The 2,566-nt window shown below is 46.8% G+C and carries 1 protein-coding gene; it reads left to right on the top strand.

Annotated features, from left to right (window positions below; translation table 11 throughout):
* Positions 1 to 1,334: 1,334 nt before the first annotated feature.
* A complete protein-coding gene (locus ENN47_09105; GenBank protein HDP78321.1) occupies positions 1,335 to 2,450 on the top strand; it encodes an FAD-dependent oxidoreductase in 1,116 nt (371 codons plus the stop codon).
* The last annotated feature ends 116 nt before the right edge of the window (positions 2,451 to 2,566 follow it).

Below are 2,566 nucleotides of genomic sequence, written 5' to 3' on the forward strand. Positions count from 1 at the left end.
AATCTTAATACTTACTCATATGACCTCATACTAATCAGCATCTGCCTTCTTCATTTCAGGCGTCTTCCGGGTCTTTCTCCGAAGAGTTTACACCCTCTTCTGGATTCTCGATTTGCGTTGTTTGAAGACAGTCGCGGCTCTTGGCTATTGAGACTCCTTCCTCCGTTAAGGTAATCAATATCGAGACTTCCACCGCACACTGGAAATAGGGCGAATACAGATGAAGAGATTTCCTTGGTTTGGTGTCTTACCATGCTCTAATTTCAGAGCAATTCTCGAAAGTTTGGAGTTTCAGTATTTCTAATTCCACAGGAGATCTTCACATCCTCGACAGTTTCTTCATTTGTTTTCAGGCGTCTTTTTATTGACTTGTCTTTCTTATCAGATGCGTTGAGCGAAAGACTTGGCTTGAAAGAGAGGAGAATGAATTGGTGTTTTGCGTGAAGGGTGCAAGACTTGCTTCTAATCGTTCTTACGGTCAGATTTTATCGAACCAATGATTATCAATAAATAGGACTCCCTGGTGGAGCGCCATGCAGTTGAAGAGAAGCAGATTCTTGAGACGATGGGTTTCTTCGAGGCATTTTAGGTTAGATTTGCGAACATCGCAAGAGACTCGATCGTTCGGGATTTCCCCAAGGTCTGAAAGATGATGAAATGATTTCGGAGGCTGGAATGCCTGCCACATTTGACGATCTTTTTTCGCAAAGTCTTCCTTAGAATCGATTTCAGACCTGTTCTCACAATATCAAAAAGGGTATATCATTAGACGTGTATTCGGGAACGCCATATAATCCAGAAGGGATTTCGCTCTGCTGGAGTAATAAGAAGAGATTCTAGACTGCATAAGAGTTTCTTGTCCGCATGGAGCGACTCTAGACAAAGACAGTTGCCGTTGTCGGGCAGTTTACGAAGCGAAGAGTCGGCTCGCCACACATTTGATTTTACGAGAAGCGTATTCGGAACTCACCATGTACATTACGGCGCGACCAGTATTCGATGCGAGTCAACGAGAACCCTTTCGTGCTTCTTGTAAGTAAGTTTCGCTAGCGTGCGGTCGCATTAAGAACAGCGCTTTTGCCCTCTAGTAGTCCTGATTAGACGCGACTGGTCGCGCCTCTGTTTTGTCGTTGAGGGTGAATTACATACTAGTGGGGAACAGCATCGAAATGTGTGAAAACAACTGATCAATGGTCCTCATCGATCAAGTATGAGAGAAGGTGAGTCATCTCGGAGCTTACTAGACTCAATTCGGGATTGAAGAGCAAGCTGTTATGAGCCTGGACTTTCAGGATTTCGAAAGCAGTTGGATAGTCGATACATAGGAGGAAAATGTGAGAAACATAGTCATAGTCGGTGCGGGTATTGCAGGTTTGACAGCAGGGATTTACGCTCTCCAAAGCGGATTCGACGTCACTATTTACGAGAGCCACACTATTCCGGGCGGAGCTTCGACAAGCTGGAGAAGGAAGGGGTACATATTCGAAGGTGGAATGCATTGGCTCACCGGCTCATCCCCCGATATACCTCTTAACAGACTCTGGCGGGAAGTTGGCGCTCTAGACGATAGCGTCGCAGTACACTATCGCGATGTGTTTCTCACATTCGAATACGAGGGACAGACAGCACGCCTTTACCGTGATGTGGAGAGACTCCACAATCATCTTATCGAGCTTTCACCTGAGGATGGAAGAGAAATCAGCAAACTATGCTGCGATTTGAAGAGATTCGCAAAGCTCAATATGCCGATGACCGACATCAAGGGATTGAAGACGAAGAAGAAGTCATTCATGTCCCTGGGTACGATCTTGAGGATGCTGCCAGCATTACCCAAAATGCCCTACTATGCAAGACAGTCGGCCAAAGAATATGGCATGAGATACAAGAGCGAACTACTACAGCGCCTGTTCGAGAACATCATAGGCCCCGATTACAGTGCTACTGCCCTGGTTTTCACCCTCGCGACTCTGGCCTCCGGCGACGGCGGCTATCCTGAAGGTGGCTCCCTCAGTATGGCTTTGCGTATGGCAAAGAAACTCGATATTCTGGGCGGCAAGATTCGCTACGGAATGCGGGTAAACACAGTTTCGGTGAGAAACGGCATCGCCGACGGTGTTGTCGTGGATGGTGAACTCCTTCAATCGGACGCCGTGATTGTCACCAGGGACACTCTCTCAGCAATCGACGATTTATTCGATTTCCCCATCAGAGAACCATGGACAGAAAGGATGCGCAAAGTCACAAAACCTTTGTTTAACACATTCATTTGTTTCGGCATTGAGGTCGACCTGGAAGGGCTGCCGGAGAGAATGGATTTTGTGCCTATGAGGCCACTTATGTGCGGCGGGAAGGAGGAACAAGTTATTAAGATCTGCAATTACGCCGGCTACGAGGGATATGCGCCCAAAGGCTGTACGGCAGTCACCTCGGCAATTATTGGAGATACTTAGGGCTTCCTGAAAAACTACTACCTTCTTCCTGTTAAAGAGGTCGTCATATTCAAGAGAGTAGTAGTTGACTCACAATATGTGGATTTTGACCAGGAACACCCTCGAAATTGCTCAGA

Origin of the sequence: Mesotoga infera, from assembly GCA_011045915.1 — a bacterium.
Lineage (GTDB): Bacteria > Thermotogota > Thermotogae > Petrotogales > Kosmotogaceae > Mesotoga > Mesotoga infera_D.